Source organism: Hymenobacter duratus (assembly GCF_014698995.1).
Taxonomy (GTDB): domain Bacteria; phylum Bacteroidota; class Bacteroidia; order Cytophagales; family Hymenobacteraceae; genus Hymenobacter; species Hymenobacter duratus.
Map to the genome: position 1 here is coordinate 449,937 of NZ_JACWZZ010000001.1, position 26,006 is coordinate 475,942.

The 26,006-nt window shown below is 55.5% G+C and carries 20 protein-coding genes; 14 read left to right on the forward strand and 6 right to left on the reverse strand.

The annotated features are described in order from the left end of the window. Positions 1-27: 27 nt before the first annotated feature. Together IC231_RS01870 and IC231_RS01875 are read right to left on the reverse strand one after the other, a co-directional pair. Positions 28-2,418, reverse strand: a complete 2,391-nt coding sequence (locus tag IC231_RS01870) for a TonB-dependent receptor (RefSeq protein ID WP_190782924.1) — start codon at positions 2,416-2,418, stop codon at positions 28-30. Positions 2,419-2,563: 145 nt separating this feature from the next. Further along, on the reverse strand, positions 2,564-2,905 hold the full coding sequence (locus IC231_RS01875) for a hypothetical protein (RefSeq protein WP_190782925.1): 342 nt from the start codon (positions 2,903-2,905) through the stop codon (positions 2,564-2,566). 592 nt (positions 2,906-3,497) lie between these two features. Between IC231_RS01875 and htpG the strand changes: the two genes are divergently transcribed. After that, positions 3,498-5,330: a molecular chaperone HtpG gene (gene htpG, locus IC231_RS01880; protein ID WP_190782926.1), complete on the forward strand. Its 1,833-nt coding sequence runs from the start codon at positions 3,498-3,500 to the stop codon at positions 5,328-5,330. Positions 5,331-5,518: 188 nt separating this feature from the next. After that, positions 5,519-6,490 (forward strand): toxin-antitoxin system YwqK family antitoxin, encoded by a 972-nt coding sequence (locus IC231_RS01885; RefSeq protein ID WP_190782927.1) that lies wholly within the window; start codon positions 5,519-5,521, stop codon positions 6,488-6,490. Here the strand turns inward: IC231_RS01885 and IC231_RS01890 are convergent. After that, on the reverse strand, positions 6,487-6,846 hold the full coding sequence (locus IC231_RS01890; protein WP_190782928.1) for a YraN family protein: 360 nt from the start codon (positions 6,844-6,846) through the stop codon (positions 6,487-6,489). The two genes, IC231_RS01885 and IC231_RS01890, sit on opposite strands and share 4 nt — an antisense overlap. 175 nt (positions 6,847-7,021) lie before the next feature. Here IC231_RS01890 and lipB point away from each other — a divergent pair, with 175 nt between their 5' ends. The 10 genes from lipB to porN all read left to right on the forward strand — a co-directional run bounded on the left by lipB (position 7,022) and on the right by porN (position 17,397). Next, on the forward strand, positions 7,022-7,843 hold the full coding sequence (gene lipB / locus IC231_RS01895; RefSeq protein WP_190782929.1) for a lipoyl(octanoyl) transferase LipB: 822 nt from the start codon (positions 7,022-7,024) through the stop codon (positions 7,841-7,843). An 18-nt stretch (positions 7,844-7,861) separates the two neighbouring features. Beyond that, positions 7,862-8,278, forward strand: a complete 417-nt coding sequence (locus IC231_RS01900; protein ID WP_190782930.1) for a hypothetical protein — start codon at positions 7,862-7,864, stop codon at positions 8,276-8,278. A gap of 62 nt (positions 8,279-8,340) precedes the next feature. Continuing rightward, complete coding sequence (locus IC231_RS01905) at positions 8,341-9,408, forward strand: MraY family glycosyltransferase (RefSeq protein ID WP_211538810.1); 1,068 nt, start codon at positions 8,341-8,343, stop codon at positions 9,406-9,408. Between the two features lie 23 nt (positions 9,409-9,431). Beyond that, on the forward strand, positions 9,432-10,628 hold the full coding sequence (locus IC231_RS01910) for a DUF4271 domain-containing protein (RefSeq protein ID WP_190782931.1): 1,197 nt from the start codon (positions 9,432-9,434) through the stop codon (positions 10,626-10,628). A 75-nt stretch (positions 10,629-10,703) separates the two neighbouring features. Continuing rightward, positions 10,704-11,534: a uroporphyrinogen-III synthase gene (locus tag IC231_RS01915; RefSeq protein WP_190782932.1), complete on the forward strand. Its 831-nt coding sequence runs from the start codon at positions 10,704-10,706 to the stop codon at positions 11,532-11,534. 141 nt (positions 11,535-11,675) lie between these two features. Next, on the forward strand, positions 11,676-12,671 hold the full coding sequence (locus IC231_RS01920) for a PorP/SprF family type IX secretion system membrane protein (RefSeq protein ID WP_190782933.1): 996 nt from the start codon (positions 11,676-11,678) through the stop codon (positions 12,669-12,671). Between the two features lie 236 nt (positions 12,672-12,907). After that, positions 12,908-13,927, forward strand: coding sequence for a T9SS ring complex lipoprotein PorK/GldK (gene porK / locus IC231_RS01925; protein ID WP_073280800.1), 1,020 nt, complete (start codon positions 12,908-12,910; stop codon positions 13,925-13,927). 98 nt (positions 13,928-14,025) lie between these two features. Continuing rightward, positions 14,026-14,832, forward strand: coding sequence for a type IX secretion system motor protein PorL/GldL (gene porL, locus IC231_RS01930; RefSeq protein WP_185887884.1), 807 nt, complete (start codon positions 14,026-14,028; stop codon positions 14,830-14,832). Between the two features lie 60 nt (positions 14,833-14,892). Then, positions 14,893-16,479: a type IX secretion system motor protein PorM/GldM gene (gene porM, locus IC231_RS01935; protein WP_190782934.1), complete on the forward strand. Its 1,587-nt coding sequence runs from the start codon at positions 14,893-14,895 to the stop codon at positions 16,477-16,479. A gap of 45 nt (positions 16,480-16,524) precedes the next feature. Further along, complete coding sequence (gene porN / locus IC231_RS01940; protein ID WP_073280797.1) at positions 16,525-17,397, forward strand: type IX secretion system ring subunit PorN/GldN; 873 nt, start codon at positions 16,525-16,527, stop codon at positions 17,395-17,397. An 88-nt stretch (positions 17,398-17,485) separates the two neighbouring features. On the opposite strand, the gene uvrC is transcribed toward porN, so the two are convergent. The 3 genes from uvrC to porW all read right to left on the reverse strand — a co-directional run bounded on the left by uvrC (position 17,486) and on the right by porW (position 25,008). Next, complete coding sequence (uvrC, locus tag IC231_RS01945) at positions 17,486-19,294, reverse strand: excinuclease ABC subunit UvrC (protein WP_190782935.1); 1,809 nt, start codon at positions 19,292-19,294, stop codon at positions 17,486-17,488. A 172-nt stretch (positions 19,295-19,466) separates the two neighbouring features. Next, positions 19,467-21,806, reverse strand: a complete 2,340-nt coding sequence (locus IC231_RS01950) for a penicillin-binding protein 1A (RefSeq protein WP_211538811.1) — start codon at positions 21,804-21,806, stop codon at positions 19,467-19,469. Positions 21,807-21,900: 94 nt separating this feature from the next. Beyond that, positions 21,901-25,008, reverse strand: coding sequence for a type IX secretion system periplasmic lipoprotein PorW/SprE (gene porW, locus IC231_RS01955; RefSeq protein ID WP_190782936.1), 3,108 nt, complete (start codon positions 25,006-25,008; stop codon positions 21,901-21,903). Between the two features lie 231 nt (positions 25,009-25,239). Between porW and IC231_RS01960 the strand changes: the two genes are divergently transcribed. Further along, positions 25,240-25,464 (forward strand): AtpZ/AtpI family protein, encoded by a 225-nt coding sequence (locus IC231_RS01960; RefSeq protein ID WP_211538812.1) that lies wholly within the window; start codon positions 25,240-25,242, stop codon positions 25,462-25,464. A 108-nt stretch (positions 25,465-25,572) separates the two neighbouring features. Next, a complete protein-coding gene (locus tag IC231_RS01965; RefSeq protein WP_190782937.1) occupies positions 25,573-25,980 on the forward strand; it encodes a hypothetical protein in 408 nt (135 codons plus the stop codon). Positions 25,981-26,006 lie beyond the last annotated feature (26 nt).

Consider the following 26,006-nt stretch of genomic DNA (forward strand, 5'->3'; position numbering starts at 1 on the left):
ATAGTCAGGCCGAGCAGCGCAAGGAGATTAAAAGCTGACTCGTAGGCGCAGTGTCACGTTGCGGCCCATTTCGTCAGTGAAGTAGCGGTACCGATTCAGGTAGTCGCGGTACCGCTGATTGAGTAGGTTGGCACCTGCCACACTTATTTCCAGGGGCTGGCCGCCCCAGCGCAGTGTGCCGCCCAGCTCCATATTCAGGAGGCCGTAGCCGGGAGGCGGAAGTAGCAGGTCGCGGGCTTCGTAGTTGTTGGGCACGCGGGTCTGGCGCGCCACTGCCACTCCACCGAGCTGCGCATACCGGTTCTGGAAACGGCTGGTGGCGTTGGCATTGGGCCAGTCGTAGCGCACGGTAGCCTCAGCCCGGTCGGCGGGCATCAGAATTTGCCATTCATCAGCGCGCGTGTCGCGGGTGCGTACCACCGAGCCTTTCAGGCCCAATAGCCACTGCGGAGCCAGCTGGTAGGAGCTGCTCAGGTCCAGGCCGCGGAACGTGGCATCGGTCTGCAGGTATTGCCAGCTGATGTGGGCCCCCCGAATGGTTTGCACCAGCGGCAGTAGCGGCACCTGATAGATAAAGCCGGCAATGCGGTTCTGGTACAAGGTCAGCTCGCCGTTGAAACGCGGGTTGTTGTGCCAGGTAGCCGTAATGCCGACGTTCAGAGCGGTTTCGGGCGTCAGAGGCGCGTTGCCGGGTACCAGGTCGTTTCCCAGCTCATACATGCCGTTGTGCACTCCGTCGCTGAACCGCTCATTGGCCGCCGGCGCGCGGCGGGTCAGGCCGGTAGTCAGGCTGAGAGTAAGGTGCGTCGAAGGATCGAAGGTGGCACCCAGCGAAGCAGCCGGCGTGGCGTACCGAAACCGGCTCCGTTCCACGAAAAACACGCCTGTCGAGTCCCGGTCGCCCCGCCGTACGGCCAGGTCGCGGTAGTCGAGGCGCAGGCCGCCTTCCAGCAACCATCGGCCCTGCTGCCATTTCTCTACCACAAAAGCGCCGGCTATCTGGTTGGTGTAGAACGGAATAAACTGCCGGCTGCCATCGGCGTAGCGGTTGGCCTGGTAGGTGCCTGCCAGCCCAATGCTGCCCGTAAACTGGTGCCAGGGTTTGTGCTCCCACAGCAGCTCACCGGTGGTGGTGCGGTTGGTGTAGCTCAGTTCGGGCTTGCCGGCGGCGGCCCGGCTGTCGTTGCGGGGCCGGGACTTGTCGTACTCGTCGCGGAAGTCGAGCTGCTGGCTGAGCGTGAGCTGCAGGCGGCCGGCATTTCCGGTGCGCACGAACCCTGTGAGCTTGCCTATATCGTGGCGCACCTGCTGATACGCCCGGTCGATGACGTAGCTGAAGCCGGTGGTTTCCAGTGGCCTGTCCCGACCCACGGCCAGCAGCAAATCGGACTGGTTGCCGGCGTGCGCGGCCGGCAGAATCCCAATCCGGGTGTTGAACTGGCTGTAGAATACCTCCACGCCGTATGTGTCCTTACGCCAGCCCACGGCTCCCGCCATGTTGTGTTCCTCAAACCCGGAGTTTTTCAGGTAGTAGCCCGGCGCGCGCATGGTGCCGGCCTTCCGAAAGGTGCCCTGCGCCCGCCAACTCAGGGCCGGCAGCTTGCGCAGGTTTCCGTCCAGCGTGCCCGAAACGGCACCCAGACCGTTGTTGCTCATGCCCACCAGGTTCAGTTCGCCGCCTATTCCTGCCGAGTCGCGGAGCGGTTTGGGCTCTACCAGCACCACGCCCCCAATGGCATCGGAGCCGTAGCGCACACTGGCCGCGCCCTTCACCACTGTAAGCCGTGAGGCAATGAACGGGTCGATTTCCGGGCCGTGCTCTACGCCCCACTGCTGCCCTTCCTGCCGCACCCCGTTGTTGAGAATAGTTACGCGGTTAGAATGCAGCCCATGAATCATGGGCTTGAAGATGCCGGGCCCGGTCTGAATAGCTGCAACGCCACTCACGCGTTGCAACGCTTCGCCTAGTGCCTGGCCGCGGGTTTGCTGCAACTCCTGGCCGGTTATAGTGGCAGTGGTTTGGGTGGTTGGCGCGGCCATTCGTTCGCCCCGCACTACCGCGCCACGTAACATCACGGCATCCGGATGCAGCCGGAAGTCCCGCTCGGCTGAGCTGGTCAGGCGCAGGTCGGCGGTTTCGGGAGCATAGCCCACGAACCTGACCTGCAGATGGTAGGTGCCCGCGCACAGCTGCAGGTGGTAATGGCCATCAACATCGGACTGAGTGGCTTGCTGCGTTTCGAGCACCACGATGGTCGCGCCGGGCAAAGCAGCCTGCGACTCGTGGTCGGCCACACGTCCACTGATGGTCAGGGTGCAGGAAGGCTGCGCCCACGCCGGCAGGCCCACTCCCAGCAGGAGGATAGCCATGAGCCAACGCCACGCCGCCTCCGGAGCACCCGGAACACGGAAAAGCATAGAAAAAGAGGAAGAAGCCGTAGAAACTAAACCGGCCGCCAAGACTCCTGCAGTGCAAAGAGTTCCCGAAGAATCGTCCTGCTACACGCAGGAATCAGGCTTCGGCAGGCAACGCCGAAGCCGCCATAGGCAGCCACACGTGGGTTTAGCTCCGGCAGGGCGGGCCGCGCAGGTCGGCCGTAGACCGGGTGGCGGAGAACCACACAGAAGAGGCCGGCGTAGCAGACGCCGCCTGATAAGACGCTACGAGTACCGGCAGCTCTACCGGCGGGGCCGGCTGGAAAGGCACATCGTAGAAATGGTCGACGTCGCAGTGCTGGTGCTTGACGCTCAGTACAGCCTTGCCCTTGAGGACGCCCGGAATCTGGGCGGGCTCTTCTGTTGTGTGTTCGTGCGAATGCAAGCTCAGAATCCATGCCTCCGGCAGCAGCACCCGCGTAAAGCAGAGCAGCAGCAACAGAGCCAGACGGGAGCGTAGCGTTTGCATTTGCAACAATGTGTCGAACGGGACAAATGTACAGGTAAAAATGAAACGGCCTTTTTACCGCCGCAAAATATTGCTTGAGAACAGGAAATTGGTAATGTCTTTATAATCGCCAGATAATGAGTAGGAAATAGCAGGCTAAGACCTTTGTGGCGCTTCTTACCCTTGTTGTCTGTGCTATGAAAACTCTGTCATCTTCCCTGTTGCGCCGGCTGGCGGCGGCCTTGCGTCCGGCTCCAAAACGACCTGCGCCTACCGCCTCTGAAGCCCTTTTCGTGTGAAAACGGGAGCGTTCTGCTACCGGCCGGTGCGGTTTGGCTACCGCCGGCCGGCTACCGTATTCCGCTCGACTACTTCCAGCGGCAGGAACCAGTGCGTATCAGCCTTGCCCCAGCCCGAACCAAGTCCGTATCCGGAAAGACGCTCGTTGCTGGCTTCGGCAGCCTGATAGTAATTCAGGAATACCTTTGGCTGTCAAACTGACAGCGCCGGGAGGCTGGAATAGCTTTTGAACCACCCCGCCAGACGGTGTCGGCTTCTATGGAGGCTGGCAGATCGTCCGGTTTTTTGTGTTCACCCTCATTGCCAACATGCTATGCAAGAGAAAGGCAGCATCTCGATTCATACCGAGAATATCTTTCCCATCATCAAGAAATTCCTGTACTCCGACCACGAAATCTTTCTGCGCGAGTTGGTAAGTAACGCCGTGGACGCCACCCAGAAGCTGAAAAGCCTGGGCCAGCTTGGTGAGTTTAAGGGCGAGCTGGGCGAGCTGAAGGTGAAGGTGAGCGTGGACAAGGAAGCTCGCACCATCACTATTTCGGACCGCGGCCTGGGTATGACAGGCGAGGAAATCAAGAAGTACATCAACCAGATTGCCTTCTCTGGCGCCACCGAGTTTGTGGAGAAATATAAGGAGAAGGATGCCGCCGCCAAAGACCAGATTATCGGTCAGTTTGGCCTCGGCTTCTACTCCGCTTTCATGGTGGCCAAGGAGGTTGAAATCTTTTCCAAAAGCTACAAAGACGATACCGAGGGCGCCCATTGGGTGTGCGACGGCAGCACGGAATTCAGCCTCGAAACGACCGACAAGGCCGACCGTGGTACCGATGTGGTGTTGCATGTGGCCGAAGACTCCGACGAGTTTCTGGAGCCTCAGCGCCTGAAAGGCATCCTGACCAAATACTGCAAGTTCCTGCCCATCGAAATCGAGTTCGAAGGCGAGATTATCAACCAGACGGCGCCCATCTGGACCAAGCAGCCTTCCGAGCTGACCGACGAGGATTACGTGAAGTTCTATCAGGAGCTGTATCCTTTCTCAGAGGCCCCACTGTTCTGGATTCACCTGAATGTCGACTATCCGTTCAACCTGACGGGTATTCTGTACTTCCCGAAGGTGAAGGACGAGCTGCAGTTCCAGCGCAACAAAATCCAACTGTACTCGCGTCAGGTGTTCATCACGGATGAAGTGAAGGATGTGGTGCCCGAGTTCCTGATGCTGCTGCACGGCGTCATCGACTCGCCGGATATTCCGCTGAACGTGTCGCGCAGCTTCCTGCAGGCCGACGCCAGCGTGCGCAAAATCAACACCTACATCACCAAGAAGGTCGCCGATAAGCTGAGCAGCCTCTACAAGCAGGACCGGGCCGGCTTCGAGGAGAAATGGTCGGACATCGGGCTGTTTGTAAAGTACGGGATGCTGTCGGATGAGAAGTTTTACGATAAAGCCAAGGACTTCGCGCTGGTGCAGAATGTGGCCGGCAAATACTTCACCCTGAGCGAGTATCAGGAGTTTGTGCAGGCCAGCCAGAAGGATAAGAATGAGCAGACCGTGGTGCTCTATACCACCGATGCCGAAGCGCAGCATGGCTTCGTGCAGGCGGCTACCGACCGTGGCTACGACGTGCTGAAGCTGGATGGTCCGCTCGATTCGCACTTCATTGGGCAGCTGGAGCAGAAGCTGGAGAAAACCACTTTCAAGCGCGTGGACGCCGATACCATCGGTAAGCTCATCGAGAAAGACGAAGCCGCGGAAAGCGTCCTCAGCGACGATGACAAAACCAAGCTACAGGATCTGTTTAAGCAGGCCATCAGCAACGAGCAGATGCACGTGCAGGTGGAGGCGCTGTCGCCGCAGGATGCGCCGGTTATCATCACGCTGCCTGAGTTTATGCGCCGCATGAAGGATATGCAGCGCGCCGGTGGCGGCGGTGGCATGGCTATGTTCGGCTCGCTACCCGACAGCTATACCGTAAGCATCAATGCCAACCATCCGGTGGCGCAGCGCGTGCTCCATGCCGATGCGGAAGCTGGCCAGAAGCTGGCCCGCCAGGCTTACGACCTGGCCCTGCTGGCCCAGAACATGCTGAAAGGGGAGGCCCTGACCCAGTTTGTGAAGCGCAGCGCCGATTTGCTGGCAGCTGAATAGTTTTAAAAAGTCTGCATAGTTTAAGATGGTATATAACTCCGGTGGCTTGGGCTGCCGGAGTTATATTTTTTGCGGGGATAGGCTGAGCAGATGATTTTGCAGACTCGGGCAGCTGAGTTGTTGTATTCGGCCGGGCACCAAATCCCTTTATCTTTACGTTCCTGCGAAAACTGCCTGTATTCCTGCCAATGCGCTTTCTACGTCCGCATATTCTATTGCTGGTGCTGCTAATCGGCAGCATTGGGGCCTGTTCCAAGAAGACGGTTTCCTTCAATAGCCGTTCTGAGCCGGCTCTGGCTACCCTGACCGCCGATACGCTCACTACGTCTCGGGACACTACCAAAGCCCCGTCATTGCTGGCGAAAAAGGCAGTGCTGACCAAAGAGCAGGAAAAAGCGGCCAAGGACAAGGAGAAGCTGGCCCAGCGCCAGGCCAAGAAAAAGAAGAAGAACATCTTCCTGGGGGAGCGAATCAAGAAAGGCTTTACCAAGTCGGGGCCCAAGGGCAAGAACCAGGTGCTGGAAGTGTTCTACTACCTGAAAACCTTTGAGCAGCCCGGCGCCTACTCTACCACCGTATATTATTTCAACCCGCGAAAGCGCAAGATTTTCCGGGCCAATACCGAGCTGAATCCTGCCACCGACAAGGTGCTGCACGGCCCCTACAAGAAGATGCAGGGCGGCAAAGTGGTAGAAACTGGTTATTTCGCCAAGGGCACTAAGCATCTGCGTTGGGAGAAATTCAACAAAGACAATGTGCTGCTCAGCAAGCTTCACTATGAAATGGGCTTCCCGCGCGACGCTAACGTGACCTACTACGATGCGGCTCAGAAGCTGGTGAAGGAAGTGGTGCCTTATGTGAACGGCAAGCTGGAGGGCGACTATGTGCGCTACCAAGAAAATGGCCAGCGTGACTGGGACGGCAGCTTTGAGAATGGCAAGCGAGTAGGGGAGTGGACCAAATACTGGGGCTTCCGCAACCGCCGCCACTACGTGTACCAATATGGCGCCTCCGGCTACGACCCGGAAGTGACCGAGCCCATCTTGGTGAAAGAGTACAACCGCAACGGGGTGCTGGTCTTTGAGAAGGATAAGTTTGATAAGCGCGACGCCGTGACGGACCGCCCCGGCACTACCCGCCCAGGCACACGCCGCAACTAATAGAAGGCATCCTCAAAATGTTCGATCCGGAAGTCATTCGCTACGGGCGTAACAGCCAGAATGTCGAAGCGAATGTCGCCGGTCCAGTCTAGGTCCAGTTGTAACTGTTCAGCGGCAAGCCGAAACAGCTGCTTCTTGCGTTCCGAAACGAAGGTTTCTGGATAACCGAACTGGCTGGAAGAGCGGGCCTTAACCTCTGCGAATACCAATAGCGCACGGCCCTGGCAAACCACCAGATCTACTTCGGCACGGCCGTGGCGGTAGCTGCGAAACAGCACCTCAAACCCCTGTTGTATCAGGAAGGCTGCGGCAGCTGCTTCGCCGGCCCGGCCCAGTTCGTGTGCGGCGTTGTGCATGCAGAAAATACAAGGAGCCATTAGCTGCCCGCCGAAGAAGGGCAAATTGAGTTTGGTGCTGAATCTAGTAACTTTGCGCGTTTTCCGCGTAGGCCTACCGTCTCTATTCACCCTTTGTAAGGGCACAATAAGCAGATTGGCAGGGGTGCGTGTTGCTAAGTGCTCAGCTACCGCTATGTCTTTGTATTCCTCCTGTACTGCGCCTTCTGATTCGCCTGACCTGGCTGCCGCCGGCCTAGCATCCCCTGCGCAAAATCGGGTGGTTCAGGTGCAGCTACTTGGCCTCGCCGAGTATGAAACAACCTGGGCCTATCAGGAAAAGCTACTGGCCGATACGCTGGCAATCAAGACCCAGAACCGTCAGGCTGCCGAAGCAGGAACTACCCCTCAGAACACGCCCAACCATCTGCTGCTGTGCGAGCATCCACCGGTCTATACACTCGGCAAAAGTGGTAAACCCGAGCACTTGCTGCTCGATGAAGCTGGCTTGGCTGCCCACGGAGCCACCTTCCACCGCATCAACCGGGGCGGCGACATTACGTACCACGGCCCCGGCCAGTTGGTAGGCTATCCAATTTTTGACCTCGACAACTTCTTCACCGATATTCACCGCTACCTGCGGCTGCTGGAGGAGGCTATCATCCTGACCCTGGCTGACTATGGACTGCGTGCCGGCCGCATTGCTGGCCTTACCGGCGTCTGGTTTGATTATGAGGAAGGTGCGCCCAACCCGCGTAAGATCTGCGCTATGGGCGTGAAATGCAGCCGCTGGGTAACCATGCACGGCTTTGCGCTCAATGTAAATACCGACCTGTCCTACTTTGGCCACATCATCCCCTGCGGCATCACCGATAAAGCCGTGACCTCGCTACAGCAGGAACTGGGGCGTGCTGTACCGCTGGCCGAAGTGCAGGTGCGTCTGCTGCCGCATCTGGCTCGCCTGTTCGAGGCTGAGCTAGTCGTTTCTACCGCTACAACCGCATTGCCTGCGTCTTAACACCCGCAGTTTTTCCTTATGAAAGAGCATATCAAATTTGACCCGGTAGAAGGCGTAACAATAGCCGTAGTCCCTGAAGAAGCAGCTGCTACGGAAGAAGGCAAGGAAGGCTGGTTAGTGTACCTGATTAACCACAACGACCATGCCCTACAGAACGTCATCGTAAATTCGCACGGCTACGGCACTCAGCCCGATGGCGAAAACGTAAAAACGTCTACTCTACGGCACGTGTTTGCGGAAGTAGAGCCCCGCTCGGCGGTGCCGGTTGAGCCAATAGATCCGGCTTTATTTCACCTCAACAATCAGTACTGGGTGAGTTACTACCTCGATGCACAGATTTTTGACAAGAAGTTCATCTTCGTGCCCGATTCCATCGTTTCTGCCAACCTGACACATATTTCTCTGCTTGGCCGTGAAGGCGTCATGCATAGCTAATACCTTTTCATAATCCACTGGATAAAGGTCCAGCGGATTATCTACTCTCAAGCTGCCGCCTAATGACCCCTCTCGGAATTCAGTTGAGCTTGTCCTTTCTCTGGGCGTTTCTGGTCGCACTGTTTGCAGTGCCGTCCATCATCTACATTGCTCACCTGAAGAACATGCTCGATACGCCCAACGTGCGTACCGTGCACGAATCCCTCACGCCCCGGCTGGGCGGCGTGGCAGTTTTTGCGGGCTTCATGTCAGCCCTTACCATCTTCGCTGACCTCGGCAATGGCATTCAGCAACTGCTGGCAGGATGCATTGTCTTGTTTTTCGTGGGCCTGAAGGACGACCTGGTATCTATTTCGGTATCCAAGAAGTTCGTCGGCCAGCTTCTGGCTACCGGCATCGTCATGATCATGGCCGATGTGCGCCTCACCAGTTTCCAGGGCATTCTGGGTATACATGAGTTGCCGGTGGGCATCAGCTACGCCTTTACCTTCCTCGTGATTGTGGGCATCACCAATGCTATCAACCTCATCGACGGCCTCGACGGGCTGGCGGGCAGCATCGTGCTCATCATTGTCAGCACCTTCGGCTACTATTTCATGCGTTACGGCGGGCCCAGCTACGGCAACTACGTGTTCGTATCGGTCTGCCTGATTGGGGGTATGCTGGGCTTTCTGCGCTACAATTTCCACCGGGCCACCATCTTTATGGGCGACACAGGTTCCTTGGTCTGTGGGTTTATCGTTTCGGTACTCACCATCCAGTTCATTGAAATGGGCCTGAAAGTAGGCCAGCCATTTGCATCCTCTGCACCCGCAGTAGCCGCCGGAATTCTGTTTGTGCCGCTGTTCGATACACTGCGGGTGTTCATCGTGCGCATGATGGCCGGACGCTCGCCGTTTGCTCCCGACAAAAACCACGTGCATCACCGCATTCTGGCCATGGGATTTCAGCAGATCAGCACCGTTATGCTGCTGGGGCTGCTCAATCTGGTAGTGATTCTGTTCGTCATCAACTTCGCTGACTTAGGCAATACCGTGCTTATCGGTGCGCTGGTTGGTTTCTCCCTGCTGCTGAGCGTATTTCTGGGAGTGTACCGAAGCCGCAGCGCTGAGCAGCGCGTAGCATCCTGAGAAAAGCTGTCATGGAGGCAACGGTGCTAAACAGAGCCGGACTTGCGGAGTGGCGCCAGTGGCTTCTCATCCTGCTGCTGGCCCTGCTGCCTCTATCGGCCGCTCTGGCGGCCGAGTACCGTCCGCTGCCCCCGGCACCCCGTAGCGGCCTCTCCAGCGACTGGCTGATTCATGACGAAGCCCGTAATCGGCTCATTCTGTATCTGCCTGACTACCACGCGCCCACACACGCCTATTACCAATGGCTGACGCTGCAGCCCGCGCATCCATTCGAAATATCATTCGCCGCCAGGGCCGGCCAGAGTCTGTTCCTGGACAATAGGCTGGTATTCACGGCGGCCGCCACAGCCTCTTACACGCTTGATCTGGCGAAGCTCCTGCCTGCGGGCTCTGTTCCAGGCCCGCATCTGCTTTGCGTATGGCATCCTCAGGCTTCCCCCAACCTCAGCTCGTTCACTGATGTGCAGCGTGCGCGGCAGCTGCCATCCAGTAAGGCAGCCGTCGGCAACAGCCCCGTGCTGGCCCAGCCACTGGCCCGCAGCCACCCCGGCGAGAACGTGTTTTTGTTGTTTCTACTGCTCATCGGATTGCTTTATGGCAGCATTCGGGCCGCCTATCAGTCAGGCTTTTCTCGTGTGTACCAGTTCGAGGGCTTGTGGAGCAAGTCTTCGAGTGAGCAGGACTTTCTGGTGAAGCCAACCGTCACCTGGCTTAATATCCTGCTGGTATTGGTTTTCTCCCTGTCCTTCGCGCTGTTGCTGGTTGCCATTCATACCAACGTGCAGCATATTGTTATTCTCCGGCGCCTGTTCGATGTGCCGGAATCCGCCCTGGTTTCCCGCATCTTGCTCTATACCGGCCTCATCGCAGGGTTTCTGCTGGGCAAATACCTGTTTCTGGAGTTGATGGGCTACATCTTCGATGTAGGAGAACTGGTGATGGTACAGTATCGGGAATTTGTGCGAACTATCCTTTTTCTGGGGTTGTGCCTGCCACTGGTGATGCTGCTGTATCTTGGCCTGAACCAGACGCTGCCGGAAGCGGTACTTTGGGTTTCCAACGGAGTGGTTTCCTTATTGTTGGTGGGTACAGTTGTGCGAGTTGCCAGAACCATCCACCGTCGGGCCTCGCTACTAAATCTGCATTTGTTTTCGTACCTTTGCGCCACAGAAGTGATTCCTCTGGTCATTCTGCTAAAGCTGATTGTTTTTACCTACTAACCGCTGCTTCTCAGCTTAGCACGGGCTACCGACATCGTTTTCTTATTGCCCTAGACTTACCCTTTTCTTTACCATATGGCCGAGAGCAAAGACAAACCGGGGACGGGTCGTCATGCTAAGCGAATCTCCAGCATTCTTGTCACCCAGCCTAAGCCGACCAACGACGTTTCGCCCTACTTTACCATTGCCGAACGATACGGTATTAAAGTAGACTTTCGTGAGTTTATCGACGTTCAGCCGGTTGCCTACAAGGATTTTCGCAAGGAGAAAGTCAACATTCTCGAGCATACGGCGGTTATCTTCACCAGCCGCAATGCGGTAGACCACTTCTTCCGCATTTGCCAGGAGGCCAAGCTGGAAATGCCTGCCGAGATGAAGTATTTCTGCATCTCGGAGCAGACTGCTAACTACCTGCAGAAGTACATCGTGTTGCGCAAACGCAAGCTTTTCGTAGGCCAGCGCACGGCCGTCGATCTGTTTGAGGTCATCAAGAAACACAAGAGCGAGAAGTTTCTGTACCCGTGCTCCGATATCCGCAAGGATGATATTCCGGAGTTCATGCGGGCCAACGGCTTTAAGTTCACAGAAGCCGTCATATACCGCACCGTTGCCAGCGACCTGTCGGACCTTTCGGACGTGAAGTACGACTGTATTGCGTTTTTCAGTCCGTCCGGTATCAGCTCGCTCTTCATCAACTTCCCTGATTTCGAGCAAAACGGAACCCGCATAGCTGCCTTTGGCCCCACTACCGCCAAAGCAGTGCTGGATGCCGGCCTCGAGCTAGACATCGAGGCGCCGCATCCTAATGCGCCTTCCATGACCGGCGCCATAGAAGCGTATATACGTCTCCATCATGGCCCTGACGTAGGAAAAGAGAAGAATAAGAGCGGCAAACAAAGCGCCTAAAGTCCCAAACGGGGAAGCAGTAGTACTGCTTCCCCGTTTGTTTTTTGGGCAGGATTTGTTGCACAGGGTTTTTTGCATACATTTGGAAACCACTTACGTTGTCCCACCCCACTCGTAACGCACCCAAAATCAGTTGTTTCTATGAAGGGAACTTTACTTTCCACCCTCTTGCTGACCACCGTTGCGGGCACTGCTCTCGCACAGCAACAGCCGCAGTTCACCCACTACGGCTTCAACGGCATGTATCTCAACCCCGCTTATGCTGGCATTAAAGGCCAGGGCGAGATAACGGCCATCGGTCGTTACCAGTACTTCAACTACAAGGCTAGCTTCGACGACGGAGGTGAACCCAAAACCTACATGATTACTGGCTCGTTGCCGGTGCGCGTGCTGGGTGGCGGTATCGGCTTCCACGTCTACCGCGACGAAATTGCGCAGTTCGAGATGACGAACGCCCAGCTTTCGTACTCCAAGCACTTCGAAGTAGGAGAAGGCAAACTGGGCGTAGGCGTCCAGGGTATCTACAACTACCTGTCGAAGGGAGTGTACCGTGCCATTGACCCGGACGATGCCAGCGTACCCCGTGACGGCTCCGACAGCAAAATTGATGCTGGCGTAGGCGTTTGGTACGAATCGCCCACCTTCTACGCTGGCTTGAGCGTAAATAACCTGCTGCGCTCTGAGTACAACTTCACGAGCGAAAGCACGAGCAGCAGCAACACCGCTAAATACATCGGTGAGAACCACTCTTACTTTACCGCCGGCTACAATATCGAGGCTTCTTCCTCCGTTGTGGTAACACCTTCGGTACTCGTGAAGATGGTGATGCCCGGTAAGTTTGGCGACGACGGCAAGTTTACGTTTAAAAATAACTCGTACGAAGCTAACGTGCGAGCTACTTTCAACGACAAATTCTGGGGCGGACTTGGCTACCGCTATCAGGAATCTTTCACCGGCATGGCGGGCCTAGCCCTGGCCAAGGATAACGCGCTACGTTTAGGCTATGCCTTCGACTTTGTTGCATTTAACCAAGATGCACGTGCACTGAGCTCGCACGAGATTATGCTATCCTACCGCCTGCCTAAACCGGGTATGGCTACAAAACCTGCTATTCGCACGCCACGATATAGCTTCTAGACTATTTGGCTGAGGTGGATCACCCCGGTGCCCTGATTACGTGGAGGAAGGATTTCTAGCTGACGCACACTAACTCTTTGCCTTTCATCGTTTAACTGGCGATACCGCTAGTTCGTAGACAAACGAAAGGCATTGAGCGATAGGCTTGCGCACGAACGTAAGATTCGCTAGATTTGCCAGCTCACAAAATTGTAATCTTCGGATATCGCCGCCTTAACAGTCTTTTTCTTCCTCACATGAACAAGTTTCTCGTATTGCCTCTCGTTGCCATTTCGGCTCTGATTTTGGGAGGCTGTGGTTTTGGCAAAGGACCGCAAGGCGACCTAGTCGGAGCAGAGGACCGTCCCGAGTTCAATCCTCAGGAAGTTCCTTACGGTATGGTTCCTTGCCCTGGTGGAACGTTCCACATGGGCCAGACTGACCAGGATATATCCGCGTCTATGGTAAACATGAACAAGCAGGTGACTATCGCCGGCTTCTACATGGACGAGACAGAAATTACCAACAACGAGTACCGTCAATTTATGAATGCCATCCGGCAGGACTCAATTGATGTCTTGGGGGAAGAATATGTGATGACGGAGCTGTACCCTGACACTACAGTGTGGGTTCGTGACTTCACGTACCATATGGGTGACCCGCTGATGGAGTACTACTACACTCACCCGGCCTTTGATGACTATCCGGTAGTAGGGGTAGACTGGTTTGCCGCAAAGTATTTCTGCAACTGGCGCACCAAAAACAAGAATGCCGCCAATGAGGAAGCTGGTCTGGCTCCGACCCCGAATTTCCGCTTGCCCTCCGAGGCTGAGTGGGAATACGCGGCTCGTGGTGGCCGTGACCTCGCTACCTATCCTTGGGGCGGTCCTTACCTGCGTAACTCGAAAGGCTGCATGTTGGCTAACTTCAAGCCAGGCCGCGGTGACTATGCTTCGGATGGTTACGCCTACACGTCACCGGTAGGAGCTTTCTTTCCCAACGACTTCGGCCTGTATGATATGTCGGGCAACGTAGCCGAGTGGTGCGACGATGCTTACATGGAGGCGTCGGTTCCGGTAGTTTGGGATATGAACCCAACAAACCCCGATGACAACGAGCCCCGCAAGGTGGTTCGTGGCGGTTCTTGGAAGGACATTGCTTACTTCCTCGAAACCGGAACGCGCAACTTCGAATACCAGGATTCTTCGCGCTCCTTCATTGGTTTCCGCACCGCCATGATTCAGATTGGCATGGGTACCAACAGCAGCCTGAACTAATAGCTTAACCGATTACCGCAAAATACTTCCCTCTTCACCCGCGTTTCTTTTTTCGCTTTTCACCCAATCACCAAACTCTTCTTTCACAATCAACTCACATGGCAGCTAAAGGCGGTAATTTTTTCTTCGATAAGGTGATGCCGATGATTTACGGCATTGGCGCTGCAGTCGTAATTGTCGGGGCTCTATTCAAAATTCAGCACTGGAAAGGTGCTGACGTTATGCTGATTGTTGGTCTTGGTACCGAGGCTCTCATCTTCCTGTTTAGCGCTTTCCAACCTCAACATAAAGACCCCGATTGGTCGCTGGTATATCCCGAGCTGTCCGAAGGATATGACCCTTCAGTAAACAGCAACAAGTTTGTGGAAGAGAACAACAGCAAAGGTCTGACGCGCAAGCTGGACGATATGCTGAAAGATGCCAACGTAACGCCGGAGGCTATTTCTTCGCTGGGCCAGGGCCTGAACCGTTTGAGCACCACCACGCAGCAGCTTTCTTCGCTGGGCGACGCTACCAATGCTACTGAAGAGTATACGGCCAAAGTTCGTACTGCTGCTACTTCCCTGGAACGCATCAACGAGGCTTATGCCAACACCGCTCAGGCGATGAGCGCTATGTCGGATGCCACGCAGGACGCCAAAGAGTACCACGTACAGGTACAGAATGTTACCAAAAACCTGGGCGCTCTGAATGCCGTGTATGAAATGGAACTGCAGGATGCCAACACGCACCTGAAGTCCATGAACCAGTTCTACGGTACGCTGAGCCAGGCCATGCAGAACATGACCGACGCCAGCAAAGACACCGAGAAGTTCAAAGAAGAGGTAGCTGCTCTGACGGGCAACCTGAACTCGCTGAACCGGGTGTACGGCAACATGCTGAATGCTATGCGTGCTACCAGCTAAGGCTGAGTAGTAACGTATCGAAATTTCGGTCCCACCTTTTATATAAGATAGGTAGACACAATGGCGGGAGGCAAAGAAACTCCGCGGCAGAAGATGATTGGCATGATGTACTTGGTACTGACTGCGCTTCTAGCCCTACAAGTAAACTCAGCAATTCTGCTCAAATTCAAGTTCCTTGATGACAGCCTCTTCGGTATCAACGAAAAGGTGTCTAAATCGAACGATGGCACGGTAAAAGGCATTGCAGCCCAGGTTGAGAAAAACCGCAATACTCCTGCTGACCTTGCCGTTTTGAAGCAGAGCGAAGAAATTCGTGAGCGTACCAAGCAGATGATTGATTATCTGCGCGGTGTACGCGACAAACTCGTGACAGCCACGGAAAACACCAAAGGCAAGAACGAGTACAAAAACATGAGTGCCGAAGACAAAGTGGCCATCACAATGCTCGGCGGCAAAAAAGACGGTGCTGCGTATGAAATGAAGAACAAACTCAATGAGTATTCTTCTTACATCAAAACATTCGTTCCCAGCGCTAATCCTTTGGCACTTGATGCCAAAGAGGATCCAATGGTGACAGACCCGGAGCAGCGTTCGAAGAACTTTGCGGAGCTCAACTTCGAGAACACGCCGCTGGTAGCTGCACTGGCTACTCTGTCGCAGAAAGAGACCGAAGTACTGAAGTACGAGTCAGATGCTCTGGCTGCTCAGTCGGCCAAAGTAGGTGGCAACATCATCGTATTCGACAAAGTAGGTGCTTTCGCTAGCGCCGAGTCGAACACGGTAGCTGCTGGCACCAAGTATAAAGCAGAACTGTTCCTGACGGCCTCGGCCACAGGCCTGCGCCCCACCATGACGCTGAACGGTTCGCCGCTGGCAGTAGACGCTTCTACTGGCAAAGGCAAGGTGGAGTTCACGGCTCGCCCAGGCTCTTTTGATGCCGCTGGCAATGCCAAGGCGCAGTGGACTGGTACTATCCGCTTCAAGCAGAACGGCCGCGACACCACCTTCAAAGTGACGGTTCCCTACACGGTTACCAAGCCTGTAATGCAGATTCAGTCGGCTTCGGTGCAGGCGCTGTACTTCAAGTGCGGCAACAAGCTGAGCGTACAGGTACCTGCTCTGGGTGCTCAGTATGATCCTAGCTTCTCTGCTTCCGGTGCCTCTACCATCAAAGGTTCGGCTAAAGGCGAAGTGACGCTGGTTCCAAATGCGAAAGAAGTGACCCTGAGCGTTAGCAGCGGTGGCAACCCTATCGGCTCGCAGACCTTCCAGGTTCGTCCTATTCCGAAGCCTGAAATTAAGTGCATCGTAGGTGGCCGTGAGGCTAACGAGAAGCAAGGAACTCCGATTACGGCTGTGCGCAATCTAAGCCTGAAAGCTATTCCGGATGCTGGTTTCGCTACTTTCCTGCCGGAGGATGCTCGCTACCGCGTAAGCCGCTACGAAGTAACGCTGGTGCGCGGTAAGCGCCCGGCTATGCCTACCCGCACCGTGAACGGCCCGGATGTTAGCCTAAACGACGTTGTAAACTCGGCCCGCGAAGGCGACCGTCTTTACATCGAAGTAAAAGAAGTTCAGCGTATGAACTTCCAGGGCAACACGGAGCAGGTAAACGTGTCTAAGCAGTTCAACGTGCCGTTGTTGTAAGTTTCAGTTGATGAACTAAAAGCGTCTGATTCGCTTTCCTGCATTATGAATAAGGTTCTTTCTCTCGCTGCTCTGGCAGCTGGTCTTACGCTGTCACTGTCGGCTTCGGCTCAGGAACAAGCGACTACTGCGAGCAGCAACGGCTCGTACCGTCCGATTCCGAACTCGGATATCATGTTCCGCAAAACGATTTGGCGGGCCGTGGATCTGCGTGAAAAGCAGAACAAGCCGATGTTTTCGGAAGGCAAAGAAATCAGCCGCGTTATCATTGATGCTGTGAAGCGGGGTGAGCTGGTCGCTTACCGCAATGATTCGCTGACGACAACTTTCACTGGTGCCGAGGTAACGTCTAACATGTCGTACGCGGAGTCTTCCGCCGGCTTGAGTGACGAAGAAAAAGCTGCTGGTTTCTCAGAAGATACCGGTGATGACTGGGGTGCTCCTAAGAAAAAAGGTGCTAAGCCAGTTGCCAAAACTCCAGCCGCGCCACCGAGCTACGAGTACCGCTACAAGGACCTGTATCAGATGGAACTGAAGGAGGATATGATCTTCGACAAGAAACGGTCGCGGATGTATCACGATATCAAAACCATCACGCTGCTGGTTCCTTCGACGCTGAGCTCTAATGCTTCCGGTATTGAAAAACCTATCGGCACGTTCAAGTACAGCGACTTGGTGAAGGTATTCCGTAACAATCCGGACAAAGCCATCTGGTTCAACTCCCAGAACGATGCGCAGCACAAGAACCTTGCTGATGCCTTTGAGCTGTGGCTGTTCAACTCGTATATCGTAAAGGTTTCTAACCCGAACGATGCGCGTCTGGATGAAATTTACGGTGGCCAGCAGCAAGGCATTCTGGCCTCGCAGCAAGCAGCTTCCGACCTCATCGAATACGAATACAACCTCTGGAGCTTCTAAAGCCCCGGCGTGTAGCTAAAATGTTAAAAAGCCCCGGCCATTTGTGTGGTCGGGGCTTTTTGTATGTATCAGCTAGTGGAGAACTGCTCTACTCAGGCGTAGCTTCCTGGCTGAAATAGTCGAGTAAAACACGGGCCTTGGCCTTGCCAATTTCAGCTGTAAGGTCAGCTTCAGAAAGCTCTTTTATTTTCTTAACCGACTTGTACTTAGTCAATAGCTTATCAGCAGTAATAGGGCCTAGGCCTTTCACATCCGTCAGCTCAGTTTTGAGCGTCGCGGCGTCGCGGCGGCTACGGTGGAAGGTAATACCGAAGCGGTGGGCCTCGTCGCGCATGCGCTGGATGAGGCGTAGTGTTTCGCTTTTCTTATCGATGTAGAGCGGCAGCGGGTCGTTGGGAACGTAGATTTCCTCCAGCCGCTTAGCAATACCGATGATGGGAATTTGCCCCCAGATGCCCAAGTCCTTCAGGGCCTTTACGCCCATACCCAACTGGCCTTTGCCGCCATCCACGATGATGAGTTGAGGGAGCGAAGCTCCCTCATCCAAGAGGCGGCGGTACCGGCGCGTCACGATTTCATACATCGAGTCGAAGTCGTTGGGGCCGACGACGGTTTTGATATGGAAGTGGCGGTAGTCTTTTTTGCTGGGCTTGGCGTTGCGGAAACACACCATGGCTGCCACCGGATTGTCGCCCTGGAAATTGGAGTTGTCGAAGCACTCGATGTGCTTAGGCAGCTCTTTCAGGCGTAAATCCTTTTTGGCGGTTTCCATGATCCGGACCTCATTGAGGTCTTTGCTGCGGTCGGTCATGCTTTCCTTTTCCTTGCGCAGGTAGAGCACGTTCTTGATGCTAAGCTCCAGCAGCTTCCGCTTGTCGCCGATCTGGGGCTGCGCAATAGCTACGCCGGGCAGCGGCAGGTCGGGCACGGGCACGTTGGTCAGGATTTCCTTCGACTGACTCTCAAACTCCTCCCGCATCTGCATAATCATGGGCGCCAGAATCTCATCGTCGGGCTCATCCAGCTTCTTTTGCACCTCCACCGACTGCGTGAGGATAATGGAGCCGTTCATCACCTTGAGGTAGTTGATGAAGGCTAGCTTCTCATTAGAGGCAATGCTGAATACGTCGATGTTGGACAACGACGCATTGACGATGGTGCTTTTGGCCTGGAAATCATCGAGCCGGTCCAACTTGAGCTTGAACTGGTGGGCCTGCTCATATTGCATTTCCTGAGCCGCTTGCGTCATTTTCTCACGGAAGTACTGCTTAGGCAGGCGCAGGTCGCCGTTGAGAATCTGCCGGATCTGGTGGATGTACTGCTGATAGGTTTCCTCATCTTCCTTGGCCTCGCACGGGCCTTTGCAGTTGCCGAGGTGATACTCCAGACACACTTTGAACTTGCCGGCCGCTACATTCTCAGGCGACAGATTGTAGGTGCAGGTGCGCAGCGGATACAGCATCCGGATCATCTCCAGCAGCACGTTCATGGCCGTTAGGTTAGCGTAGGGGCCGTAGTAGCGGCCGTCGCCAGGGCGTTTGTTGCGAGTTGGAATCAGGCGCGGAAAACGCTCGTTAGTGAGCAGTAGATACGGGTAGGTTTTGCCATCCTTCAGCAGGATGTTGTACTTCGGCTGGTGCTGCTTGATGAGGTTGTTTTCCAGCAGAAACGCATCCGACTCGCTGTCCACAATCGTGAATTCGATGCGCTTGATGTTTTTGACCAGCTGCTGCGTCTTCTTGTTGTGGTCTTGCTTGGTGAAATAGCTGCTCACCCGCTTCCGCAGGTCGATGGCCTTGCCCACATAGATGATGCCCTCATCGTCGAAGTACTTATACACACCCGGGCGGTGGGGGAGCTGGCGAATTTGCTCTTGCAGATGCTCTTTAGCAGCCATATAGTGCTGATTGGGACAGATGGAGTAGGTACGAGCAATAGGGCAGAGCTATCCGCATTAAGCGGCAGAACTGCCGGAGGAAATACGTAGAAACCGTGTGCTGGTGCGAGTGTAAACAAAAAACGTGGCCGGTAAGTCCCGACCACGTTTCTGAATTCTAAAATAACCCCGCTTAAATATCCTGTTCGTTCAAGTCGTCCAGTTCTACTTGGTTGAGTTTCTGGTCGTACGGAATGGTATCACGCTGGCCCGCGCCGTTGTAGTAGCGTGAACAGTTTATTTCTACGCTCAGCGTATCGGGTTTGGGGAAAGCACCTTTGCTAATGCCGATGTTTTTGTCGGCGTAGACTTTCTTCATGAAGATACCATAGAGCGGCAGTGCCAAGCGTGAGCCCTGTCCGTAGGCACCTGTGCGGAAGTGAATGCTGCGGTCTTCACCGCCCACCCACATGCCGCACACCAGATCAGGCGTAAGGCCCATAAACCATCCGTCGGAATAGTTGTTGGTGGTACCGGTTTTGGCGCCCATTTCATACGGAAATTTGAAACCGCCTTTGAGGATAATGGAAGTGCCGCCCTGTTCTTCGGTAGCGCCGCGCAGCATATACGTCATCAGGTAGGCTGTTTCTTCACTGAGGGCCTCTCGGGTCTGCGGCACAAATTCGCGCAGTACGTTACCATTTTTGTCCTCGATACGTGTCACCATCATGGGGGAAGTCCAGATGCCTTTGTTGACGAACGTGCTGTAGGCTCCGGTCATCTCGAAAATGCTGACATCAGAAGAGCCGAAGCCGATAGCCGGCACCGCATCAATAGGGGAGGTGATGCCGAGGCGTTTGGCATAGCTGACCACTACATCGGGGCCGAGTTTCTGCACGAGCCACGCCGTAATTGAGTTCATGGAGCGGGCCAGTGCCTGCCGTAGCGTGAAGGTGCGGCCCGAGAATGAGCCCTCGAAGTTGCGGGGTGTATAAGCGGCCCGGCCACGTTCAGCCGGGAACGTCGTTGCTACGTCGGGTCGCTGATAGCAGGGTGAGTACCCTTGGTCGATGGCGGCTACGTAGACGAACGGCTTGAACGTGGAGCCAGGCTGGCGCTTGCCCTGCTTCACGTGGTCGTATTTGATATACTTGTAGTTGATGCCGCCTACCCACGCCTTAATCTGGCCGTTGAGTGGGTTCATGGCCATAAATCCGGAGTGCAGCAGCCGCTTGTAATAGGCCAGCGAGTCCATTGGCGACATCGTCACCTCCTTTTCGCCACCGTTCCAAGTAAACACCTTCATCTTATACTTCTTATTCAGATGGTATTTGATGGAGTCCTTGTTACCGTCGAAGCGGGCGTTGAGCGACTGGTAGCGGGCCGTCCGCTGCATGGAAGTGCTGAGGAAATTCGCAATCAGGCGGCCATTTTCATCGCGCCAAGGCTGCTGACCTTTCCAATGCGCATCAAACCACTTCTGCTGTAGCTTCATATGTTCAGCCACAGCCGCCTCGGCATATTTCTGCATCCGCGAATCAATCGTGGTGTAGATTTTCAGTCCGTCGGCATATAGGTCGTGTTCGGTTTCCTTGGCCCAATCGCGCAGTGTTTTGCTGAGTTCGGTGCGGAAATACGGAGCAATACCCTCGTTCTGATTTTCTACCTTATAGTCGAGCTTTATGGGCTTCTCGATGGCGGCAGTGTAGGTAGGCGCATCGATGTAGTTAGCTTTCTGCATCTGGCCCAATACCCAGTTACGGCGCTTTTTGGAGCGTTCTGGGTTACGTACCGGGTTAAACCACGACGGACCGTTTACCAAGCCTACGAGCAGAGCCGACTCTTCAAGCGTAAGTGCCTTGGGCTTCTTATTAAAAAACGTTTTGGCCGCTACATTGATGCCAAAGGCATTGGACCCGAAATCGGCCGTGTTGAGATACATGCGCAGGATTTCGCGCTTGGTATAATTGCGCTCCAGGCGTACTGCCAGAATCCACTCCTTGGTTTTGGTGATAACCATACCCAGGCCCCGCACATCGTTCAGACGGCCGTCGTTCAGGTCTTCGCGGGTGCGGAACAGCATTTTGGCTAGCTGCTGGCTGAGCGTAGAGCCGCCACCACTCTTGCCGCCTACAATTAGGCCGGAGGCTACCCGGGCCATAGCCTTGGGGTCGATGCCGGAATGCACCTCAAAGCGCGCATCCTCTGTGGCAATAAGAGCATCGATGGTCGTAGGAGCCAGTTCCTCATAGCTGACTGGTGTACGGTTCTCACGGAAGTACTTGCCCATGAGCACTCCATCGGCAGAGTATACTTCTGATGCTAGCTCGCTACGGGGACTTTCGAGAGTCTTCAGGTTGGGCATCTGCCCAAACAGGTCGGCGAAGTTGATGCTAACTGCGAATACAAACAGTACAAAAGCAAGTACACCGCCGCCGAACAGTAACCACATCGTGCGGGTGAGTGCCGTAAAACGGCCCGGGCGTTGCGGTTTGCGGGAGTTAGTCTTGGTTTTGGTGGCGGGGTAAGCCATTCGGAACTTCTAAATGAAGAATCTGCCTTCCGATTGACAGTCTGAACTGCACCGAGGAGCAGGCAACTGTCTGATAAGAAGGCGCAATTCAGAATTATTTGGAGTAAGTCTGTTGGTAGAAGCGCTGATACTCTTCCACGTTGCGGCGCTGCAACAGCACTGGCAGATTATCAATACCGATGATGAGCGTTTGGTAACCCGCGCCGCGTAGCTTGCTGAGCGGCGACTGAGGGCTCCGCAGCTTAAGAGCATAGCTCTGCGCTACTTTGGCATTGGGTAGGCTCTGTACCACTATCAGCTCCAGAGAGTCGCCGAGAGCCTGCGGCTGCACCTGCAGCTTGCTGGCCTGATAGTAGCGGCTGTTGTAGGTGCCAAGCTGGGCGGGCAGGCTCTGGGCCGGCTCGGCGCCCTTCGCAAACACCAGCACAACGGCATGGCCCGCAGCCGGAGCCGCAGCATAAGGCGAAGCGGGCGCTGGTGGAGTAGCGGCTACTGTTGGGGCCGGTGCTGTGGCGGCAGGGGCAGGAATGGAAAGCGTGGCGGTGCCTGTTGGCGCGGCACCAGCCCCAACAGCAGCCGAGTCGGTTGCCGGAACTGCGGATTTGGATGGGGTTGGTGCCTTAGGCGTTTTCTTGCCGCGCGCCCTGGCCTGTGCTGCCGCCATGCGGGCTGCTTTCACCGGGTCAACTGCAGGCTCCGCTTTCGTGGGTTCTACTTTCGTAGGAGACAATGCTGCCGTGCTGTCTTTAGAAGTCTCTGTTTTATTAGCCGGAATGGTAGGCTCCTTCGGTTTGGATGTTTCCGGCTGCTTGGCAGGAACTACTGAAGGGGCTACGCTGGCAGGCGTTTCATTCTCTGCGTAATAAATGCGCATCCGGTTGTTCACCTCGCCGGGGCGAAAAATGGATACTACCGGCTTCTGAGTAGATGCTAAAGCGCCTACGATTTCACCTGCCTCGTACTTCTTGTAAGAGTTCAGGAAGTTGCGGGCATCATTGCCCAGCGGGGTTGCAGGGTAATCTTTGGTGAACTTCTCCAGCGTGGCTTTGGCTACCAGCGGCGGCTGAGTCCGCATAGCAATCAGAGCGTTGAGGTAGGCTATCCGGTCGTTCAGGTCGTTTTCGGGGTAGCGTTTCTTGGTGCGAGCCAATACGGCAGAGGCTTTTTTGAACTCCTGTGCCTTGTAGAACACAAATGCCGAATCGACATGCACTGCTACTTCTTGATTCACCAGCGACGTACGACGCAGGTACTCGGGGTCGGCGGCCAGGCGGGCGTAGGCAGTGTTGGGGAATTCCTGCCGCAGGCGCTGCGCATAAAGCTCTGCTTTGGCCAGCTCGTTCTGCTCTTTATAAATCAGATAGAGGCTATAGTACGTTTCCGGCAGATGCTTGCTGGCCGTGAAGCGCGTGGTGAGCTTTTCGTACGTCTGCGCGGCAGGCACCGGCTCCCGGAGCTGCTGGTTGTAGATACCCCCCAACGCAAACAACGCCTCCTCTACCTGCTGCTCCGAAGCCTTCATCAGGTCGGGAGTGAGCGGCAATGCCTGACGGTATTTGGCCACCAAATCGCGCTGCTGCACGGCCGGATCTTCTGCGGCCTGCCCCAGTCCGGTGGTAGCGCCGGCCGTTACGTTGGTTTTGTTGGCCCCCGCAATGCTCACCGGCACGCTGCCACCCCGTTCTGTCACGGGCGAAGAACTGGCCACGCTCACCGTACGCCAGTTGTCCTGCAAGGGCCGGTCGCCCCATTTCCGGATAAAGTCAGCCCGGGCGGTACTCAACGACGTCGGATTGTCGAAATACCATTTTACGCCGGTACTGCCGTTGATAAAATCTTCGGGGTCGATACCAGTTTGCAGGTCACGGGACGAGCTGGGCCCGGTGGCCGTCTGGCGGCGGCTTGCCAGTTCCTGCCTGGCCGCTAAAGCCTCGGCCTCTTTGCGGCGGGCAGTCAGTTCCGCATCCGCAAACGCCAGCAAACGAGTACGCAGGGCTGCCGTATCCAGCCGAGCCAGTGCCTGCAGGCTATCCTGGGTTTCGATGATGGAGTACTGCTGGGCAAAGTCTTTCAGAATGGAGGCCCGCTCAACTGTAGCAGCATATCCCGGTGCTTCCTTCGGGAGATTTTGCACCGTGCTGTCATAGTACGCGGCAGCCAGGCGGTACTTCTGCAGGTTTTCGTAGTAGATACGGCCCGCCAGCAGGTAGGTATAAGACTTCTGGGCCCGGTTGGTGGAAGTGGCCCGTGCCGACTGCTCCAGCAGCTTCAGCGCCTCCGTATAGCGCTGCTGCCGGTAGTCGAGGCGCGCCATTTCATAGTAGATCTTGTCGCGGTACTCCTTGTTCTTGGAGTCTTTCAGCAGCTTGGCGAAATACTTGTCCAGCCGGGCTTTGTCGGTGGTGTTGAGGTCCGATACCTGGCCCAGCATGAGCTTGGCGAAAAAGTCCAGCTCGTAGGGCGGATTCTTCTTCAGAATGCGGTTCAGTTCGGCGTACGCCTTCTTGTCCTCGCCCTGGTTCTGGTAGAGCTGCGCCAAAATGTAGCGTGTGCGCGACTGTTCGTTTTTCTGCTCAATCAGCGGAATGGCCTTCTCCAGATTCTCAATGGCTTTGGCGGGCTCCTCTACTTTAATGTAGTAGTCAGCACGGGTCAGAAACAGCTCCTTGGCATTTGCCTCGCGGCCTTCCTCCTTATCCAGCAAATCCGATACGGCCTTGGCGTTTTCAAACTCTTTGGTGGTCACAAACGTGCGCATCAGCCAGATGAGCGCCTCGTGCTTGGCGTTGGGGTCTTTGCTGGTGCTGTTGATGTACTTGAAGGTTTTGGCCGCATCCTCATACTCCATCGTATAGAAGCGGCTCTTGCCGATGAGGATATAGGCATCATCCGTCCAGTCGGAGGCAGCGCGGTACTGAATCGGCAGCGAGGCCTTTTTCACCACATCCTCCATATCCGTGGCCACCGTTTTGGCGCTGGCCTCATCCATCGTCGGGAAAAGGGGCAGTACCCGGTTGTAGTCGTTCTGGCGGGCGGTGTACAGCTTCTGCTCAGTCTCCCGCATTTTCTCACGGGCTAGGAAATAGGCATTGTCGCGGGCCACTACGTTGTCGTAGGCATGGCCTATCACGCTGCGGCGCTCAGAAGCGCAGCCGCCTACTCCGGCCAGCAGCAGCAGGGTCGCCAGGGGCCGGGTGAGCAAATGGGAAAAGGAAGATACAGTCAAAACAGAAGTCGGGAGCATAGCTTACGAATACGCCAACGCTGAAAACCAATCGGTTTGTTCAGCTCATACGCGGCGTAGCAGTCATAACGACGCACGTTGGGTAAAATTACGCCTTTTTCCCAGCCGTGGGCGTTAGCTGCCCAACGAGACGTTTACGTACAGCAATTTCCCGCCGCGTATAACCTCCACCTTTCCAACTGCTGCACTATGTCTGATGCCCCGACTCCCGCCCCCCAAACGCCCCGCGGCGGCAACTTCGGCCGATTCATGGGCGTCGGCTTTCAGATGCTGGCCACCATTGGCCTGAGCACCTGGCTCGGTATCTGGCTGGATGGGCGCTTCAGCAGCGGGCCCTGGGGAACGGTTGTACTCACGTTGGCCGGCGTGTTCGTCGCCATGTACTTGGTCATCCGGGAAGTGTCGGATAAATAGGGCTAGTAGACAAAGCGCGATAAGTAAGCTGTGAAAATGAGACAAATGCGTGGTTGGTAGCATCGGCTGGCGTACCTTTGCGGCCCCATCACCCACTACGTACTCGCATTGCTCCGGTTTTTTCGCAATCTGCTGCTACTGGTTTTGCTGCTTTACGGCACGCTTTACCTGCTGAATGCCCGCTATGGGACGGCCGTGGTGCATCCGTTGGCCTCGTACATCCTGGCCTACTTTGCGGTGCTTACGGCGGTCATTTACTGGTTTACGGCCCGGCTGGTGCGCTCCAATTCCGACAACTTCATGGGCGCCTACTTTGGCTCCATGGTGGTACGCATGCTGTTGAGCATGGGGCTCGTGCTGGTATACTTATATAAAGGCGGCGCCCACGAAGGCAACGGCACCTACACCGCACTGGGAGCCTTCTTTATCGGGTATTTTCTCTTCACCGGGTTTGAAATCTGGAGCGTTCTGACTAACTTGCGCCCGTTTTCAAAACCGGGTGAAAGCTCTTTGTGAGTTTCTGGTGAACATTGACTTAAGTC

Excerpts from the sequence above, each read along its gene's own strand:
- IC231_RS01870 (WP_190782924.1), bottom strand. The coding sequence starts at position 2,418 with ATGCTTTTCCGTGTTCCGGGTGCTCCGGAGGCGGCGTGGCGTTGGCTC.
- IC231_RS01875 (WP_190782925.1), bottom strand. The coding sequence starts at position 2,905 with ATGCAAACGCTACGCTCCCGTCTGGCTCTGTTGCTGCTGCTCTGCTTT.
- htpG (WP_190782926.1), top strand. The coding sequence starts at position 3,498 with ATGCAAGAGAAAGGCAGCATCTCGATTCATACCGAGAATATCTTTCCC.
- IC231_RS01885 (WP_190782927.1), top strand. The coding sequence starts at position 5,519 with ATGCGCTTTCTACGTCCGCATATTCTATTGCTGGTGCTGCTAATCGGC.
- IC231_RS01890 (WP_190782928.1), bottom strand. The coding sequence starts at position 6,846 with ATGCACAACGCCGCACACGAACTGGGCCGGGCCGGCGAAGCAGCTGCC.
- lipB (WP_190782929.1), top strand. The coding sequence starts at position 7,022 with ATGTCTTTGTATTCCTCCTGTACTGCGCCTTCTGATTCGCCTGACCTG.
- IC231_RS01900 (WP_190782930.1), top strand. The coding sequence starts at position 7,862 with ATGAAAGAGCATATCAAATTTGACCCGGTAGAAGGCGTAACAATAGCC.
- IC231_RS01905 (WP_211538810.1), top strand. The coding sequence starts at position 8,341 with ATGACCCCTCTCGGAATTCAGTTGAGCTTGTCCTTTCTCTGGGCGTTT.
- IC231_RS01915 (WP_190782932.1), top strand. The coding sequence starts at position 10,704 with ATGGCCGAGAGCAAAGACAAACCGGGGACGGGTCGTCATGCTAAGCGA.
- IC231_RS01920 (WP_190782933.1), top strand. The coding sequence starts at position 11,676 with ATGAAGGGAACTTTACTTTCCACCCTCTTGCTGACCACCGTTGCGGGC.
- porK (WP_073280800.1), top strand. The coding sequence starts at position 12,908 with ATGAACAAGTTTCTCGTATTGCCTCTCGTTGCCATTTCGGCTCTGATT.
- porL (WP_185887884.1), top strand. The coding sequence starts at position 14,026 with ATGGCAGCTAAAGGCGGTAATTTTTTCTTCGATAAGGTGATGCCGATG.
- porM (WP_190782934.1), top strand. The coding sequence starts at position 14,893 with ATGGCGGGAGGCAAAGAAACTCCGCGGCAGAAGATGATTGGCATGATG.
- porN (WP_073280797.1), top strand. The coding sequence starts at position 16,525 with ATGAATAAGGTTCTTTCTCTCGCTGCTCTGGCAGCTGGTCTTACGCTG.
- uvrC (WP_190782935.1), bottom strand. The coding sequence starts at position 19,294 with ATGGCTGCTAAAGAGCATCTGCAAGAGCAAATTCGCCAGCTCCCCCAC.
- IC231_RS01950 (WP_211538811.1), bottom strand. The coding sequence starts at position 21,806 with ATGGCTTACCCCGCCACCAAAACCAAGACTAACTCCCGCAAACCGCAA.
- IC231_RS01960 (WP_211538812.1), top strand. The coding sequence starts at position 25,240 with ATGTCTGATGCCCCGACTCCCGCCCCCCAAACGCCCCGCGGCGGCAAC.